At 58.8% G+C, this 16,675-nt stretch carries 18 protein-coding genes; 6 read left to right on the plus strand and 12 right to left on the minus strand.

From position 1 onward, the window contains the following. The first annotated feature begins 40 nt into the window (after positions 1–40). From IFT71_RS18775 to IFT71_RS18790, 4 genes are all read left to right on the plus strand, one after another. Positions 41–340: a hypothetical protein gene (locus tag IFT71_RS18775; RefSeq protein ID WP_192071735.1), complete on the plus strand. Its 300-nt coding sequence runs from the start codon at positions 41–43 to the stop codon at positions 338–340. Between the two features lie 50 nt (positions 341–390). Beyond that, on the plus strand, positions 391–1,197 hold the full coding sequence (locus IFT71_RS18780) for a hypothetical protein (RefSeq protein WP_192142832.1): 807 nt from the start codon (positions 391–393) through the stop codon (positions 1,195–1,197). A 359-nt stretch (positions 1,198–1,556) separates the two neighbouring features. Continuing rightward, entirely contained in the window at positions 1,557–2,084 is a 528-nt protein-coding gene (locus IFT71_RS18785) for a mobilization protein (RefSeq protein ID WP_192142834.1), read from the plus strand. Next, on the plus strand, positions 2,077–3,252 hold the full coding sequence (locus IFT71_RS18790) for a relaxase/mobilization nuclease domain-containing protein (RefSeq protein ID WP_244655049.1): 1,176 nt from the start codon (positions 2,077–2,079) through the stop codon (positions 3,250–3,252). The genes IFT71_RS18785 and IFT71_RS18790 overlap by 8 nt, the downstream gene beginning before the upstream one ends. Before the next feature lie 366 nt (positions 3,253–3,618). On the opposite strand, the gene IFT71_RS18795 is transcribed toward IFT71_RS18790, so the two are convergent. Genes IFT71_RS18795 through IFT71_RS18805 form a run of 3 tightly spaced genes read right to left on the minus strand, consistent with a single transcriptional unit; the run spans position 3,619 to position 4,680 of the window. Then, complete coding sequence (locus tag IFT71_RS18795) at positions 3,619–4,251, minus strand: SOS response-associated peptidase family protein (protein ID WP_192142836.1); 633 nt, start codon at positions 4,249–4,251, stop codon at positions 3,619–3,621. A 10-nt stretch (positions 4,252–4,261) separates the two neighbouring features. Further along, a complete protein-coding gene (locus IFT71_RS18800) occupies positions 4,262–4,441 on the minus strand; it encodes a hypothetical protein (protein ID WP_192142838.1) in 180 nt (59 codons plus the stop codon). Beyond that, positions 4,438–4,680 carry a hypothetical protein gene (locus IFT71_RS18805; protein ID WP_192071739.1) on the minus strand — a complete coding sequence of 81 codons (243 nt, stop codon included), beginning with the start codon at positions 4,678–4,680 and terminating at the stop codon, positions 4,438–4,440. Before IFT71_RS18805 ends, IFT71_RS18800 begins: the two co-directional genes overlap by 4 nt. A 120-nt stretch (positions 4,681–4,800) precedes the next feature. On the opposite strand from IFT71_RS18805, the gene IFT71_RS18810 reads away from it, so the two are divergent. After that, a complete protein-coding gene (locus IFT71_RS18810) occupies positions 4,801–5,235 on the plus strand; it encodes a LexA family protein (RefSeq protein WP_244650394.1) in 435 nt (144 codons plus the stop codon). 8 nt (positions 5,236–5,243) lie between these two features. Then, positions 5,244–6,506 (plus strand): Y-family DNA polymerase, encoded by a 1,263-nt coding sequence (locus IFT71_RS18815; RefSeq protein ID WP_192142840.1) that lies wholly within the window; start codon positions 5,244–5,246, stop codon positions 6,504–6,506. A gap of 228 nt (positions 6,507–6,734) precedes the next feature. Here IFT71_RS18815 and IFT71_RS18820 read toward each other — a convergent pair whose 3' ends face one another. From IFT71_RS18820 to virB11, 9 genes are all read right to left on the minus strand, one after another. Beyond that, positions 6,735–7,028, minus strand: coding sequence for a hypothetical protein (locus tag IFT71_RS18820; protein WP_206757462.1), 294 nt, complete (start codon positions 7,026–7,028; stop codon positions 6,735–6,737). Beyond that, on the minus strand, positions 7,028–7,450 hold the full coding sequence (locus IFT71_RS18825; protein WP_192071742.1) for a KfrB domain-containing protein: 423 nt from the start codon (positions 7,448–7,450) through the stop codon (positions 7,028–7,030). The genes IFT71_RS18820 and IFT71_RS18825 overlap by 1 nt, the downstream gene beginning before the upstream one ends. Positions 7,451–7,462: 12 nt before the next feature. After that, positions 7,463–8,233, minus strand: coding sequence for a hypothetical protein (locus tag IFT71_RS18830; protein WP_192142844.1), 771 nt, complete (start codon positions 8,231–8,233; stop codon positions 7,463–7,465). Next, positions 8,230–8,487 (minus strand): hypothetical protein, encoded by a 258-nt coding sequence (locus IFT71_RS18835; RefSeq protein ID WP_192142846.1) that lies wholly within the window; start codon positions 8,485–8,487, stop codon positions 8,230–8,232. Before IFT71_RS18835 ends, IFT71_RS18830 begins: the two co-directional genes overlap by 4 nt. Before the next feature lie 17 nt (positions 8,488–8,504). Further along, the gene (locus tag IFT71_RS18840) at positions 8,505–9,851 is read right to left on the minus strand and encodes a zeta toxin family protein (RefSeq protein ID WP_192142848.1); all 1,347 of its coding nucleotides are present in this window, start codon (positions 9,849–9,851) and stop codon (positions 8,505–8,507) included. Beyond that, positions 9,848–10,117, minus strand: a complete 270-nt coding sequence (locus tag IFT71_RS18845) for a hypothetical protein (RefSeq protein WP_192142850.1) — start codon at positions 10,115–10,117, stop codon at positions 9,848–9,850. Before IFT71_RS18845 ends, IFT71_RS18840 begins: the two co-directional genes overlap by 4 nt. A 508-nt stretch (positions 10,118–10,625) precedes the next feature. Further along, the gene (locus IFT71_RS18850) at positions 10,626–13,727 is read right to left on the minus strand and encodes a DUF5710 domain-containing protein (protein ID WP_192142852.1); all 3,102 of its coding nucleotides are present in this window, start codon (positions 13,725–13,727) and stop codon (positions 10,626–10,628) included. A gap of 19 nt (positions 13,728–13,746) precedes the next feature. Further along, positions 13,747–15,723, minus strand: a complete 1,977-nt coding sequence (locus IFT71_RS18855) for a type IV secretory system conjugative DNA transfer family protein (RefSeq protein ID WP_197976233.1) — start codon at positions 15,721–15,723, stop codon at positions 13,747–13,749. Beyond that, entirely contained in the window at positions 15,689–16,663 is a 975-nt protein-coding gene (gene virB11, locus IFT71_RS18860; protein WP_192142854.1) for a P-type DNA transfer ATPase VirB11, read from the minus strand. Before virB11 ends, IFT71_RS18855 begins: the two co-directional genes overlap by 35 nt. Between the last annotated feature and the right edge of the window lie 12 nt (positions 16,664–16,675).

Raw genomic sequence — 16,675 nt, forward strand, 5'->3', positions numbered from 1 at the left:
TTTGCGGGGTGTTCCCGCCAGCCAATGAAGGGATCGCAAAATGCGCTGGATCATCATCACCGACAAAATCGACGACGGTAACGCAGTCAACTTCGGCCAGTTCGACGACGAAACGCGGCGCTACCAGAACGAGAGCAAGGTTGCCGACGCACTGGCAACGATGCCGACCGAGTTCGAGCTTTTGGACGATGACGGCGAGGTCTATTTTGAGGGTCGCACCCGTTGCATCAACCACGGCGCGGACCTCGCTTTCGCCCCGCTCGATTGGGCCGAAGCCTACGGCTGCACCGAATTACGATATCGGCCCGTCCGTTCGGACGAACCTTGGAAAACCCTCTGATCCATTGCGGGCCGGGCAACGCCCCGGCCCCTCTTTTCGAGGATGCCGATATGACCACCACCAAGACCCGCGACGAGCTAGGCGAACAGATCATCACCGCAGGACTTGCGGAGAACGATTTCATTCTGGACCTTAATGGCGGTTTGACCGTGCCGAGCGGCTTCCCCCTGCCCTCCCCTTGGAATCTCCCTTCCCGCCTGTTCCGGTTCCCGATCGAGGTATGCAAGGCGCGAGGCGATCGGCCCCGCACGATCGGCCTTCGTCACCCTGATCTAGCCGGGCATCCCTTCGTGCAGCACGTCGAGGCCGCGCTAGGGTTCAAGCTGGACCCGAACGGCGCACCCAACGAAAACGGCTACAGCACTTCCGAAAGTTTCGGTTGGTTTCACGCGGTCGACCTCGTGACGGCGGGCCAGTGGCGCGCGTTGCTCGATACGTCCGCCTTCACCACCACCCGCAGCATCTTCAACGCGGTGGATTTTGGTTTGCGATATTCAGACCATAGCGAGGGGGGGAAGCGCCACGGCCACCTTTCCACGTTGGATGCCCGGCAGATCATGGACGAGCTTGGAGCCACCGAACCGACCAATCGCGCCTCTATCATTAGAGAACTCGGGAAACCGTCAGCTTGCAATTCAGAGGGCAAGAAAGGCGGCGAGCGTTGGCCGATCAACGGGAAAGCCAGCAGCCTTGAGGATCAGGCGTGGGCGATGATTTTCGGAATCGAAGACGGATGGTTTGAGTATGACCGCGCCGGATTCCTGCAATGGTCCGTGAAGGGACGCGACAGGTACAGCGGCGGGAATGCCGTCACCTACGTTGAGGCAAAGACAGGACAGGCAGCGTTCGCGTTTTAGGATGGGTAAGTGACGGCGCGGAAACAGGGGGGAAAAACCGCGCCGTCATAATCTGAACGAGGCGCGGAGGGTTACGATCCGATCGGCCGAAATTATGGAGGGGTGACGACGCGAAGACCGGAGGGAGAACGCGCCGTCAGAAGGATAACAGAGGGTAGGGGATTACGATCCGGGCGGAGCGAAAATGCCCCCGTGACGATCGGCGCNGGGCAAACAAGCGGTCAGAAGCGATCATTAGCGAAAGTTCGTCCCGACTAACGATTTTAACTCTTGTGGTATGATGGCCGGACGAACGATTTTAACTCTTGTGGTATGATGGCAGGATAGGCTTACAGCCGGTTTTGTAATACATTCCGCCGATGGCTACATTCATTGTTAGATTGGCTGACGACGTTGGCGCCCGGTTTGATAAGCTCGCCGCGAGTTATGGCGGACGGTCGAAGGCGTTGCGCCTCGTCATCGGGGACGCGTGCGATCAGGCGAAACCGCTTCCCGAGGTTCAGCCGTCGAGTGGTCGATACCGCGTTGAGATTAAGTTGAACGAGGGTGACGCGAAGCGGCTGGAGGCGATGGCCGACGAGCGCGGGTTGACGCGAACAGACTGGATTGTCGCACTGATCCAGACCCGGCTAAACGGTGCGCCGGTCCCGGTAGTCGACCAGCGGCAGACGCTAACAGACATTCGCATTCAGCTTCGCGGGATCGCGAAAAACGTCAATCAAGTCGTGAAGGCGTTCCACGCTGCGAACATGGAGGATAGCCGTTTGGAGGTAAGCCGCGAGGTTGCGCGCTTGGCCGCGATGGCGGAATCAGTAAGCGAACAAGTCGAGGCGATCGGTGACGCGATGCGCGGCGACCTATCCTATTGGAGAGCCGGGGATGAGTGACGGCCCGAAGATCGAGTTTCTAGACACCACCTGGCGCGCACCAGCAGGAGGCAAAACAACAGGCTCGAAAGGCCGGTTGAACATACCGGCTGGCAAAAGCTCCAGAGGGGGAGGGGGCGGGAGCGTTGCGGCGACAAAGGCAAAGCTCCAGCGGATCACGAACCGCGTCCCGGAGGTCATGGTCAAGGTTTCCGGCCGTCAACGTGGTGGCGGGCATACCGCCGCGCACTTGGAGTATATCGGCCGACACGGAAAACTTGAGGTCGAAACGAGCGACGGCGAAAAGCTGGAGAGCGTGAAGGACCTTCGCGAGTTAGCGCAGGATTGGGCCGAGGATGAAGCGGCGACCACCAAGCGCCGCGAACCGCTTACGTCAATTTCGATGGTTCTATCCATGCCGCCCGGCACCGATCCGGACACGGTGTATCAAGCAGCGCGGGCGTTCGCTCGCACCGAGCTGGAGCGCTTTCCTTACGCAATGGCGCTACACACAGACGCGGATCATCCGCACGTTCATTTAACGGTCGCGGCCCGAGGGGAAGGCGGGGAGAGGTTCAATCCGAGAAAGGACGATCTAGCCGGATGGCGCGAGAGCTTCGCACGCGAGTTACGAGCGCGCGGTATCGAAGCCGAGGCAACACCCCGCCGAGCGCGGGGCGTTATTCAGAAGATGGAGCGGACGCCTATCCGTAAGATACGCGATCGGGCGGAAGCCGGAACGGCCGAGCTGCCCCGCGTATTGCAATCGAGCCGAGCCGAGGCGGCAGCTATGGCACAGGAGAAGCCAGCCAAGGCGCGACCTTGGGAGGTGAGCGCGATCGTTCGGCAATCCGAGGTGCGAGCGTCTTACGAGAAGGCCGCTAGCGAACTGGACGCCAGCGCCGACCCCGCCGATCGAAAGCTGGCCGAGCAGACGCGGGCGTTCGTCGCATCGATGCCTGATCCAATGACACGGGATCGCGACCAAGCCCGGCAGATGGCAGAGGCGACAAGGAATGTCCGCGATAGCGAACGGGATCGGGAGGGTAAGCCAGTGACGCGAGCCGAGCCGGTTCCTCCAACAAGGTCAGAACGGCAACGGCCGACACAACAGCCGCAGCCAGAGCGGACGCCCGACAAGCAGCGCGAGATACCGAAGACGCCAACGCGGCCCGATCGCACCCGATAGATCGGCGGAAAGTTCGTCCGGACGAACTTTCTCGGTCACGACGAACAGACGGCTTTCCCGGTATCGACCTCATGCCTATGATCGCACCAGCAAAAACGCTCAAGGGATCTACAATGCCGAAAGCCAACGTAAGCTATAAGACCCCCGCCCTTGCGGTCCTGATGGCGCTGACGTTGGCGGCATGTAATCGCGACCCTGCGAAAGCCACGGTGCAAACGAAGCAGCCCGATACCGTTGTGACCAGCCGTTCTAACGGGAAGGCTGTCCCTAACCCCCGCAGGGGAAGCTATAAGAAATCAGACCCGAACGCTCCGGCTGGCTACCGATCGCCGGACTGAAAGTTCGTCCGGACGAACTTTCTGCCAGCTATCGCTCTTTACGGCGTGTCGGAAAGACAGGGCCACGCACCGTCATTTTATCGGGATCAAAAGGCTTTTGGAGCCGAACAACGTCGTCGTATGAGCCGCGCAACCACGTCTCGATATCGTCGGGATCGAGTATCGTAATCATGGCGTTGGGGTGGATCGGGCTAACCAGCGAATTGGGATCGCACGTCACCATCGTAAAGCCGTTGCCCTCCGCTGTGGTCTGCCAGAATCCCGCAACAGCGAACACAGGCTGACTTGGCACCGAGAACCACATTTCGCCTTTGAGGGGCGGTTTGCCGTCCTCCAGATCGTGCTTCTCCGGGGTGAACTCGCAGAACTCCGTGAGAGGCACGAGGCAGCGATTTTCCGGCTTCTCGGCCAGTTTGCGCCATTGTGGGAGCGCGAGGTTCCGCACGTTCGTCATGGGCCAAGGGGCTTTGCCGCCCGTAACGTCCCACGTCATCACGTCCCAGGCGCGTTCGCCGCCCTGTTCGCGGATGATGTAATTGCGGCTTTTTGGTCGCAGCTCGCGCGGATTAAACCGATTGTCGCGGGGGCGTTCGATAAAGAGCTTCGACGCCGATCCCCATAGGGTTTCCGGTTCGCCGTCCATGCGGGCGCGGTTGCACATTATGCGATCCCTAGTCGTCTATTGCGTGGTCACGGATCGCTTGAGCGATCTTACGCAGCAGCTCCAGAACGCGATCGTCGGTTTCGCCTTCCGCGAACGCTTCAACGATTTGGGCGGATTGTTCAAAGGCGTCGGGCTTATCCATTGCAGAATGATGCGGCATCGATAGCCGGGCGGCAACGTCTGTCATTCCCAGCCGTTTTTTTCGGTATCTAGAAACACGGCCTCGATGGTTTGGCAGCTCGCGTCGAACGTGGCGATGATGCGCAACCTATCGCGGTCCAACTTGGCTAGCGCTTTGTCCCGAACTTCACGGGCGCGGACTATTTCAGAATAGCGCGCTTGTTCGGCACGCTGGCGAGCTGGCGACCAGTGGGACCAGTAAAGCGACATTTGTTCAGGGAGCGGGGGCGGCTTGCGGTAGACCATCCCCGCTATTCTATCCGAAAGCACGAAGACGACGCCGCAAAAATGCGATCGGTCGCGCAGCTTTACCCGTTCCCTTTCTGTTCTTTGATGCGTTATGAGGGGCCGAAGGGAGACGCCAAAATGCTGCCGCTGATGCAGCCAATTCCGATCGCAGATATTCCGCTAGGCATATTTCCGCGCATTCTCGCAGCCGCTGGAGCTGGATTCCCCTCGCCCGCGCAGGACTGGGCCTGCGAGTCCGTCAATCTGGTGGACCTGTTACGATTGGATCGAGCCGCGAGCTTTGTTTTCCGGATCGAGGGAAGCAGCATGAGGGACGCCGGAATCCACGATAACGACGTGGTTGTGGTCGACCGAGACACGCGCCCGTCAGACGGTCACATTGTAATCGCGGTTGTAGATGGCGGGTTCGTATGTCGCCAACTGGTGTTCCGCGAAGGTGTGCCGCACTTGGAGGCGCGCAACGTATCGACGAGCTACCCCGTGACGATCGCAGATGAGGCGGTCGACGTGTGGGGCGTCGTGCGATCGGGCGTCCGCGACTACCGGCGTTAGATCGAGCTATGTCCTACGCAATCTGTGACGTGGCAAACTTCTATGTATCGAGCGAGCGGCTTTTTGATCCTCGCTTGCGTGGCGTGCCGGTAATCGTACTATCCAACAACGACGGATGCGCCATCGCTAGAAGCGAGGAAGCAAAAGCCCTGCATATAAAGATGGGCGATCCTATGTTTAAGACTCGCGACGTTGTAAAACGTCACAGAATACAGGTTCGTTCGTCTAATTACGAATTGTACGCCGATCTAAATAGGCGTTTCAATGCCGTGATTGCAGAATTTTCTGATACCGTTGAAGTCTATTCAATAGACGAGAGCTTTTTTCGTCTTCCTGTTCTTCCTAGCGGCGTTGGAGATGTAGCAACCGCTTACCGCGTCATTGATGCTATATCACGAAGCGTTGGTTTGCCTACCCGCATAGGCTTAGGACCAACACGAACGCTATCAAAGGTTGCCAATGCTCTTGCAAAAGCGACTGAAAAGATTTGGGGCGGCGTCGTCGACCTTCACGACGAGGAATTGCGTCGCCGGCTGTTCGCGCAATGGCCGGTCGGAGAGGTTTGGGGGATAGGTAAGGCTCTGGAGGCCCGCCTGAAGCCGCTAGGGGTGCGAACTACGGCTGACCTTGCTGCATTGCCCCCAGCGGTCGCGAGAGACGCCGGGACAGTCGTTCTGGAGCGCCTTGTGCGTGAGTTGAACGGTATCGAGTGCGCCGAGTTCACAGTTGAACCGGAGGCTATGAAGGGAACAGCCGTCACGCGGCAGTTTGGCGCACCTGTCAGCACCTTAGACGACCTATGCGAGGCGATGGCACGTCGCGCAGCTCGCGCGGCTGAGAAGATACGCGCGCAGGGGCTGGTGGCGTCTCGCATGATAGTCTTTGCGCACGGCAGCAAATACCGGCCGAATCCGCCGAGCGCATCGCGATCGGCGCGCTTGTCCCCAGCGAGCCATGACCCGCGCGTAATTGTCGCGATGGCAACGAGGCTTACCGAGGCGATGTTTCAGGAGGGCGGGGTATATACGAAATGCGGCGTGCTTCTGGAGGATCTAAACCCGGCCGGAGCGGCACAGACCGACTTGTTCGCTATTCCCGACCCGCGCGCTCCTGGCCTGTTAGCCGCGATGGACGGACTAAACGCACGGTTCGGGCGAGATACGATCACCGTTGCGGCGCAGGGGCGCGGGCCAAAGGCTTTCGACACGAAGCGCAGCCAGAAATCTAATTCGTGGACGACAAACATCGCGGAAATCCCGGTTGCGCGATGAGTACCGCGCGTTTTGAAACGACGATGGATTACGCGCGTCACCGTGCAGATATGCGGATCGTGTGCCATTGCGGGCGGACGATCAATGTCCCGTTCGCCAACGTGTTGAAGCTCTTTGGCGGTTTGCCGCAGACAATGCCGCAGGCGATTGCGCGGCTAAAGTGCAAGCGGTGTTTTAAGCGGGGGCAAGTAACTGTTTCACCTGTTCCAACCGTACGGCGATAAGTCGTTACCAATCAGAAACATAGTAAAGTCCGGCCGCTGCTCCAGCGAATAGGAGTGCACTGGAAAGACGCCCATAAGCCTTAAAAGATAGCGCTAGAGACTTGTTATCTTTTTTGTGCGTGAGGTAACGCTTATCAAGCCATTCTCCGATCGAGGGGAGAAGGATGCCCAGCAATGCACAGATGGCTAGGGTAAACTTAAATATACCTTCCCAACCTTTAGCGTCGCGGCTGGAAATCCAAGCCGTAAAGCGAATGACGAGATCGAGCACCGGCACCACGTTATTGATAACCGTCATCATCTTTGACGATCGGGCGTTGCGCGTGCCGCTACCGTGGGGCCGGGAATACCTCGATGGGGGGTAGGATCAGGGGAACGGTTCAACATGACGCCCCGGCCGTTGTCGTATCCGATCCGCGCACCCTCCCCGACGTGCGGCGTTTCCTTAAAGCGGTCGCGATCGTGGCGCACCACCTGGCTATCGTTGCCGAGCTGGTAAATGTTGGCTTTGTCGACGTGCAGCACCGCACCACGATACTCGCCCTTGGTCTTGGGATCGGCGTCCCGAGCTGTATCGAGGCGATGAATACCACGAGGGTTCATGCCCTGCGGTTCTGAATCCATAACGGTCCACTGGCCGCCAAGGTGCCTTTCGTGGAGGCGGCTACCGTTCATAATGACGAGGCGTTCGGCACGTTCGGGCGGTCGATCAGAACTCATGATCGGAGCCTTTCATTCTAATTCTGTGAAGAAAGAAAATCTTAAATCTCGAAGCTTGGGCTGCGAGGGTAAGACGACTCTTTTTCTCGCAAGCTTCTTTATCTTCTTCGGAAAATGTCGACGAAGAAAGATCGCAGAGAAGCCAAATACGAATGTGTTAAAAAGGCTTGTCACATCGCGCGTGTGGTCCATCAAAGCCATTAGCGAAGCGGCATCCTCAGACGACGATTTTTCAATCTTTGCGACGACCTCTAGATGCACCATCTCCGTCGAAAAGTAGAGAGTGTTACCCATCGTTTTGCACAGGTATTCACCCATTATCGCATCATCTTTACACTCGTCAAACGCTGCGGCCGTCATCTTAAAATCGGCATGGAAACCTATCTTATCGCGAACCATCGCGAGTAAAGCGCGCGACGGTTTTGGCTGGCCCTCTGCCTGCTTCGGAGAAAAATAATTCTCTAAGTCGGTCAATGCTGACTTTGCGTTCGGTTTTAGCTCTTTATCATAAATATCCGATATCTTCGGATAATGCTCTTTGTGAGTTTTCCAGCCCTCATACAAACGACCGGCAAGCATTCTTAGGTTGAGCATCGCCATTGCATGAGCGCCATGCTGGACGACCTTGATATCACTTTCTTCTCTAATCGAGGTTTGCATTTGCTTGTTTAGCATCTGCACATCGTTTGCGAGGCTAGTCATAACAAGGAAGAATGTTCGTTCCTCGTCGGGAACCTTAGCTAGCTGCGCCTTGGTATATTCAAGCTCGAATATCTCGATCATGGTTTAGGCGCTGTGTGATTACGTGGTTGCATTACCTCGCGTATGACGAAGGCAATTACCGCAAGCATCGCCCATACGATCCAATCCCTGATGCCGTGGGGCATGAAGACGGAATGGCGTGCAGCGTAGATCGCTTGCGGGAGGGTGGCGTTGTATCGATCAAGGCTGGTGGAGATTTCCAAGCCCAGCTCGATCGCAATCCCGATCGGAATTGCTGCGATCGATGCGACTGCAATGCGCCCGGCTTTCGTCATGCAGAAGTCCGCACGTCCTACCGCTCGCGGTCGGGAGTCGTGCGGGTTGGCGTTTGGCTTGGCGCTGCCGGCGTCTGCACGGTTGGGGAAGGTGCAGCGCGATCGGGAGTAGGTTCGGCCGTGCGCGTCAGCACAGCGGCTTGGCCTTTGTCGTATCCAATTCGAGCATTGTCCCCGACGCTAGGTGCATCCTTGAAGCGGTCGCGATCGTGGCGCGTTACCTGGCCGTCGTTGCCGAGCTGGTACACGTTCGCTTTGTCGACGTGCAGCACAGCGCCGCGATACTCTTCCTTCGACTTAGGATCGGCTTCCCGCGCGGTATCGAGACGATAGACCCCCTTGGGGCTAGAACCCTGTGGTTCCGAGTCCTGCTCGCGCCAGCCACCATCAATGCGCTTTTCGTGAATGCGCGTTCCGTCCGCGATGATGAGGCGTTCGCCAGTGTTCGCGCGATCGGCATCCGGACTCGCCCGGTTTGGGGCCGCTGCGTCGATCGATGGTTCAGCCGGTAGGCGTTCGTGAGAGGCAACGCGAAAGCCTTCAATTTTGCGCTGTTCGTCAAGATCAGCGCCACGGAAGCGCATAAGATCCGATGCGCGATCCCAAGTTTTAGCAGCGTCTTCTAGGCTGCGGCGATCGGGGTTGTTGTGAATGTCGCGAAGGGTATCCGCTAGGCGTTCATCGGGCACCCACTTGCCATTTTCTAGGTTACTACTGCCCACAACCTTTCCGTCACGACCGTAAAGAACGATCGCGTGAGCATTGTTGTTCTGCTGCAATTTCTCGATCGTATCGACTAGACCTTTTACGGCCTGATCGTGAAAATCATCACTTACTCCACGACCGAACCCGGTTTTGGAGTCGACGATTTCGAACTCACGGCGATCGTAAGTGCTTGCATGACTTAAATCTGGAGACGCAGCCATTCCGTGAACCTCGACACGGTAGCCCTTATCTTTCAGTTCATCCATACTTTTGGATGAATTGCCGTAGTTCGATAGCGTCCCACCATAAATGATATTCCGCCGCTCTTCTGCGGATATCTGCATGACACGGTGCGCGAGATTGCCAGCGTCAGAGAATGCGACTTGCGGAATATCTAAATCGCCGCGCTCGATCCGGTCGCGCATGTATGGAATTTGCGGCCTGATTTTATCCGGATCAATTTCGACGGCACCGCCAACACCCTCGAATTGAATCCGCATCGAGTTGACGATCATGCTCTTTCCAGAACCCGACTGCCCCGCTGTAAAAATAGCCAACGGCTCTTTTACAGCGGTCGATTTCTCGATTCCGGTTTCTGCTAGATCGCGAGCAAGCTTCTCGCGTTCATCGTCGCGCAATGGCTTTTGATCGTCACTCACTTTGTTTTGCGAGCTTCTATCTGTTCCATTGCGCGCTGCACTAAAGGGGCGCGGCTACTCTCTACATCGCCGCGCGTATCATAGTGCTTTGAAAGCGCCTCTTTTGCAGCAGCCTTTTCGGCGTCTGGAGCCTTATCGATCACACCACGAAGCCGACCCTGTTCTACGGCCCAGCGTTGCGAGTGGAGATAAGGGAGGTTCGCGTCGATACTTTCCCGAATAAGCTCCGCTTCCGTCTTCCCGGTAGCTAGTCCAACATCGGCCATCACGCGCTCCTTGTCCTATCAAATATAGGGTGCAAACGGCTAAAGATACAGAGCGTAACACCACCCATCCCAGCCAATTCGCTACCTACAAACGCGATCATCGCACGCAGCGGGCTAACCGTTGGGTAGGGTCGAACTTAGCCCAGCGAACGGCGATACCGACACGGATCGCGACGCAGCTCGCGTCCTGGCCGTTCGATAGTTGGCACCACGCAACGGTCCTATTCCAGCTTGTCCCGACCGCTTCGCACGAGAGGCGAACCGGCCGGGCGAAAGTAAGATATCCGTCCGGCCGTCGATTGTCCGCCCCGATGCCGCCACCCAGCGCGACAGCCATTGCGCGGCGTTGTGCGAACGGATCACCCGCAACGCCGGGTTGTCCCGGTCGCTGCGAGCCGTCGAGTTCAGTTGCACCGACACCGGCAAGGCGGATGCGTTCGCCCGACTGACACCGAATAGGACCGTCAACGTCGTGCAAGGCGATGGCGAGGCAGAGCAGCAGCATCGCCTATCGCCCCCGCGATCGTTGCGGGGGTTCGCGCCGAGGGGTTGGCGGAACAGGTGGCGCACCCTCGACCGCACGAGCTGGAGCGGGTTGGCGGGCTGGCGTTGCTTGTGAACTTCCGGATTGCTGCGTGCGATCGGGACCGCCGCGGACTTGCGGGGTTCGGAGGCCGGTTCCCTGTTCGACACGATCGGCAAGCTGCGACCGGGCCGACGCCAGCACCTTTTTTGCGGCTTCCGGATTGTCAGCCAGTGCCTTACCCACGACGCTTTCAATCATCTTCATGTTAGCGCGGGCGGTGCGATCGGCGCCGATGAGTTTTGAGGCGCGATCGTCGCCTTGATCGCGAACCGTGAATCGTTCGAGCTTGGCCGGGTCCGCGCGTTCGCCAACGTACCAACGCTTTTCGGCTCCGTCCCACCGTGCGCCAGCCGCCTTCGCGGCTTCACGCTCCTTGTAGGGAACCGCGAGATATTGGCGTTCAGCCGGGGCAGCGTCAGAGCCACGGGAAGGCCCGTCACGAGGCGTTGGCGGTGTTTGGGGCCGGTCAGGCGCACTTGCGGCCGAACGGTCCTGCGTCGGCTGGCGATCGGGTGTTTGAGGCGAGCTAGATCCTCGATCGTTCGCAGCGCGGTCAACCGACTGCTGGCGATTAGGTTCGGTCAGCTCGACAGACCACCGGGCGCGTTGCGCCTCGATCGTCTTCGTCGACCATTCGCCGGTTTCCTTATCCTGCGTGCGCTGCGGGACTTGGACCGTTTCACGCTCGCCGCGTTGAACCACAACGCTATCACCGATTGCCGCGCTCGAGCGCGCGAGAGCATCGGGAAGGCCGACACCCCAAGCGCGCCGACGATCACCGTTCGATAGTTCAACATCGACGTAAGGCGACGAGCTGGACGGATCGCCTTCCTTGAAGTTTGCCCGGCCAGTCTCGACCAGCTTCCCGCGAACGCCGTCCTTAAAGTCGGCCGCGCGATCGGCGGGGGGCGCACCTGGCACACGATCGGCGCTATCAGCACGACGCGGCGAGACACGTTCCGCGCCGCTGCGTTCGATCGGCGCAACGCTATTGTTCTGGCGATCGGCGTTGGCCTCCCGAAGCCGGTTCAATTCCTGTAGATCGCGTTCGGTAGGCTTGTAGCCCTTTACGCCGATATCCTGCTGCATCGCCTGCAACCAGATTTCGCGCTTAAAGGCGTCGGTCCCGGTGACTTGGATTTCACCCCAGCCGCGATGTTGAGCAACCGCGACCAGATCGCGTGCAGTCGCCGGGCTATCGGTATGCGCGACGAGCTTGCCGCCTTGATCGCGAAACGCCGGGTCTTTTGCTGTGCTAGATTCATAGAAACCGGGTTCGCCCGACCATTTGGATTTCTGGACGAAATAACGGCGCGCAATCTCGTCCGGTACGTCACCCGGTTCTAGCGACTGTTCGCGCTTCTTCGCGGTAGGATCAGACGGGCGATCCGGTTCGCCGGGAGCATCGCGCGAGGGAGCGGCCGAACGGTCAGGGTCCACGCGGCTATCGCGATCGATCGGTGGAACGCCGGCAGCGGTAGCACCCGGCCCCCGATCGCGGGCGCTTTCAGGTCCGACCGGGCCAATGGTGTTTTCGTTGGCTGGCGAAGGAGGCTGATTTTCCGCCGCGCCCCGTTCGTTATCGGCCGCTTTGCACGCGGGTTGAGCTACCGGAGCCGGATCATCGGCGCGCTCGGGTGGCGTGCTGGCGGGCGCGGTATCCTCCCGAAAAGTTCGTCCGGACGAACTTTCGCGGTCAGCATCGAGCTTTGCAGGGGCAACGGGAGGGGCTTCCGGCGCGGGGACGGCAGCGGCGGGACGCTCGATCGCGGGCGCATTGCGCTCCGTATCGCGACCCGGTTCCGGGTTTGCGTCGTCAGGCATAGGGCGCTCCTTGTTCGCGTCTGTTTGATGGGCTGTTCGCTCTTGCTCGGCGCGGGCGGCAGCAAACACCACCTCACGCACAGCTTCGGCAAATTGGAGGGAAATGGCGACATGCCCGTTCGGGCTACGCATCTTCAAATCGTTGAAATCGCTATATGCGCCGGGGTTGGCGTCGCGCTCCTGGCCGAACTCCGGAAAGATCGCCCGACCATTCACGGCCAAGGCAGCGGCGACGGCCTTATCCTTGCCGGGGTTTGGTCGACCTTTCAGCTCTTCCGCGCGATCGTCATCCCCAGCGATGATTATCGGCTTGTCGGGAAAGCGATCGTGCAGGGCGAGAGCTACGGCTTTGAGGTTGCCGGAATCGAACGCTGCAACAGTCGGGAAACCGACTTCCTCGCCAACGGTGCGGGCAGTCGCATACCCCTCGCCAATGATGATGACAGGCACCTTTTCCAACGAAGCGAGGTTGCCCCCCGCAACGTGGAACGTGCCTTCCTTGTGGCTATCTTTTGCAAACCGCTTCGTCCCATCGTCACGGATATATTGCATCGTCCATTGTTTGCCGGTGACGTCGATCGCGGGGAGATACGTCGTCTTTCCGTCGCGATCCGTAAGCGCACCTTCGGCCGGGCTGATGCCCTTTGCGACCATGTATGGCGTAGCCGCGACCACAGGCGACAGCCGATCAGCTTGACGGGTAACGCGCCGCGCAGTTGCGTCGAAGGTGGCGGTGCGTTCGGCCGCACGCGCTTCCGATTTGGCTTCAAATTCAGCCTTCAACCGGGCGGATTCTTCGGGGGCGATGGTGACGCCCTCCAACTTCCACGGCGTATCGATGCCGCTTTTATAATTCTTGATATGCCCGGCCGGATGCCCGTCGAGATACCCGACATACCGACCGGACTCCCGACCGCCCTTCTCACCCTCGACCGGGATGCGATGCGGCTTGCCGTCCATAATTGGGTGTTGCCCGGTTGGATTAAGGCCGAGGTCACGCATTGCACTCGCGAAGGACGCCCGGATATCGGATTCCGATAGCTCTTCCCGAGGGCGCTCGCGCCAACGCGCTACAACGGCCTCCGCGTCGGCTTTGGGGCCGACGTACCAACGCTTCTTATCCTTGTCCCAGCGCGCTCCAGCGGCCTTTGCTTCGTCCCGTTCAGCGTAGGGGACCGAGAGATATTGGCGATCGGCCATCGGTTATCCTCCTTCGTGGTTATGCGGCATCCCGCTCGCGGTCTTCGGGGTGCATCACGCCAGCCAGCCAGTTTTCGACCGCTACAACCTTGTCAGCACCGGCTTTGATTGCCTCGAAAGGATCGTCATCGCCCAAGATGAGCGCATTGGTATCGAGCAACGCAGGACTATCGATTTCCTCGTCCGTCAGCTCGCGCGGAGCCGGGGAAGCCTGTTGCGGGGCATCGGCTGGTGCATCCGCAGCGGCACCACCTGGAGCGGCGGGAGCCGGTTCCGTTGGCGGCGTTGGCGGTACTGCCCCGGCATCACGGGGAGCCTTATCCACCCAGCTAGGCGGGGGGAGCGCCGAGGCGTCGCTAGCTTGTACCTTTGGCGCGGGCAGAAGGCGCGACGTGAACTCTTCCATCTTGTAGTAAATGAGCTTCGCCGCCTTAATCGGCAAAACGCCACGCTTAAAGATTAGAATCTCGTCGAGCGGCATGGATAGAACTTCCTGCGGCAACATGAGTGCGCGGGCATGTTCGCTTTCCGATACGCTGTTGTTTGACTGCCCGAACAGTGACCCGCCCCGGCTTTTCGACTTAGCGCCAAGCCCATGTGTCCCGAGGCGATCGGATATGTCCTTGGCGTCCTTAAACTCCTTCGGGGTATAAACCACCGTAACGTCGCTGTTCGCGCTGATTTCGTCGGCACCGTCCTTCAACTGTGCTTTGTTTTGGACCACGATTAAGAGGTTCAAGCCGTAGCTACGAACGAAGGAAATTGCCGAGACGATCACCGGCACACGGCCGAGCTTCGCGAACTCGTCGAGCAGGATCAAACAGCGATGTTGCGTTTTCGGATCGTACTCACCGATATTTGAATCTGTGTTGAGGTCTACAATCTGCTGAAAGATCAGGTTGTAGAGCGGCGCAAGCCGGTCGATGTTGTTGACGGTCGCACCGAGATAGATCGACATTGGCTTTAGGCGCAGCTCGCGCAGATCGAAGTCACTCGTCGCTGTGGCCTTGTCGATATACGGATTGAGCCAAAGCCCGAGCTTTGTCGTGACGCTCTGTTTGATACCGGAAAAGGTATTGTCCGACGCCGAGGTAAAATCAGATAGCGCCGTAATGCACGCGATCGAGAGCGGCTTTCCAGCCGCCTCCCGGTCGATGATTTCTTGCGCGAACCGGGTCTTTGGATCGCCCGTCGTGATGCTGCGATAGATTTCCCCGATCGTGAACGGGAGCGTTGGCGTTGCGGCCAGCCAAGCGCCGACACCGACAAAAGCCGTCCGAGCAGCTTCCGCCCAGAAAGGATCTCCCTTTTCCGGCGCGGCGAACAGCATCGCGCCGATCTTTTGCAACTCGTCGACGACCTGAACGGGATCGGCGCGGTCGATATAGCCGATCGGGTTATAGCAGGACGTAAGCCCCTCCCGGTTGACCGGATCGAACAGATGCACCGCCTGGCCGTGCTTGGCGCGGAAGCCAGCCGTCTTGTTGAAGTTCTCTTGCTTCATATCGAGGCAGACGACCGACCCCGCCCAATTCAATAGATTGGGAATGACGATCCCGACGCCCTTACCGGCACCCGTGGGAGCCTCCAGCAGCACATGCGCTTCCGAATTTGTAGTTAGCCAGCGCCCGGCAAACTTACCCAACAGGATGCCGTCATTCGACCGAAGCCCAGCGGTTTCGATTTCCTTGGTGTTGGCAAAGCGCGCCTCGCCGTGGAGCGATTTGGTATTCCGGAACAGGAGTAGCGCGCCGATCGCCACCAGCGCCGCGCCGAGAAACGACCCGCGCATGAGCCACGTTTGCAGGATCGGATCATACCGATAGTACCAGACCCACTTAGGGATCGCGGCAAAACTCATATGCGAATTGATCTGTTTCAACGCCGCCAGTGCAATGAACACACCGATGACGAATGATAGAACAGCGAAGACGATCACGGCGCAGACGACAACAGCCGTCTTAGTTGCCGGACTTTTCCCCCATATACGGTTCAAAGAATACCTCCTTCACTTTCCAGCGGCCTTTAACCTTATGCGCTTGAACAACCACGTCGATAAGACTGCGAAGCAGACCACGGATATCGTCACGGGCAAGATCACGCCCGCCTTCCGATTCCTTCACGAGCAAGGTTAGCTGTTCAAACGCACCTTCGGCCGAACTGGCGTGGGTGGTTGTAATCGAGCCGGGATGACCCGAGTTGACGTTGCGTAGGTAGAAGAACGCGGTCCCGTCGCGCAGCTCTTGGAGCAGGATGCGATCAGGGCGCATTCGCAGAGAGCTTTCGAGCAAGTCTTTCGGCCCGATCTTGGCGAGGCTTTGCCCGTCCTTTGCGTACATCATATGGACGACGTTTTTATGCGGCATCGTCAGCTCGCGGGCGTCCTCGATCGTCAACAGCCGTTCGTCTTCCGGTATCTCCCGGATTAACGCCTTCGATATCGTGGTCTTACCCGAGGCGGTCGCGCCGCTGATGAGGACATTTTTCTTGCTGACGACAGCGAGCTTTAAGAAGGCTTTCCAATCTTTCGCGGCGTGCAGTCTTTTCAGCTCTAGATCGGTCGGAGAAATGGTGCGTGACGCCGGTTCTGTTTCATCGAACACGCCGCCATCTATTAGCGCGTCGAGGTCCATCGTGACCGTTGAGGGCTTGCGGAGCGTAGCCGACACGATGCCGTCTAGCGTCGCGGGCGGGATCACGAACTGACAGCGTTCCCCACTTGGGAGAACCGTCGAGCAAATTGGTGAGGTGGCCGATATGTCCTGTTTGGTGACGGCAGCGGCGGCACGGGCAAGCGTCATAAGCCATGCAAAATCAAGCTCTGGCATATCATGCCACACCCAACCGCCGCGCCGTTCTATGCCGACCTCACCCGGCCGATTGATGACAAGTTCGGTTACGTCGTCCGGCGCGAGAAGAGCGCGCAGCGGTTCCATGTAGTGATCGAG

It is taken from the genome of Sphingomonas sp. CFBP 13733 (genome assembly GCF_014841795.1).
GTDB classification, from domain to species: Bacteria; Pseudomonadota; Alphaproteobacteria; order Sphingomonadales; family Sphingomonadaceae; genus Sphingomonas; species Sphingomonas aerolata.